Raw genomic sequence first — 457 nt, 5'->3', positions numbered from 1 at the left:
AAAGCTTTTTTGCCCCTTTGCTGACGTATTCGCCTTGGGTCTTCATCAAGGCGAATGCAACTCTGGCGAGCTTGCGCGACAAGATAACCAAGGCCTGAGTCGTTGCCTTGCCTGCCCGGCGATAGTGCTCGTAGACGTCTTTCCAGGCCGCAGACCTACTGGCCGCCATGGCGGCGTTATGCAGTAATCGACGGATCTCTGAACACCCCCGCTTGGTCAACCGTCGACGTCCAGCCTTTTGGCCGGAATCTACAACTTTCAGGTCCATGCCTAGGAAAGCGATGTATGAATCACTGCTCTTGAATTCGCCCCGAATAAATGCGGTGACGAGGGCAACAGCGGTCAGGAAACCAATCCCTTCAACTTTCTGACAGCGGGCGACTTGTTCGGCTAGGCCAGCCTCTTTTACCAAGACCTTCAAGCGCTTCTGAATCAGAAGATCAAGCGATTCGAAGTG

At 53.8% G+C, this 457-nt stretch carries 1 protein-coding gene; it reads right to left on the bottom strand.

The window, feature by feature from the left end; translation table 11 throughout:
* Positions 1 to 457, bottom strand: a 457-nt coding sequence (locus tag ACF8Q6_RS08330) for a transposase (RefSeq protein ID WP_392498628.1), incomplete at both ends; no start/stop codon positions are given.

The organism is Pseudomonas sp. GLN_2, assembly GCF_043106005.1.
Classification (GTDB): domain Bacteria; phylum Pseudomonadota; class Gammaproteobacteria; order Pseudomonadales; family Pseudomonadaceae; genus Aquipseudomonas; species Aquipseudomonas alloputida.
The sequence above is the reverse complement of the archived record's forward strand: the minus strand, read 5'-3'. Positions and strand labels throughout refer to the sequence as shown.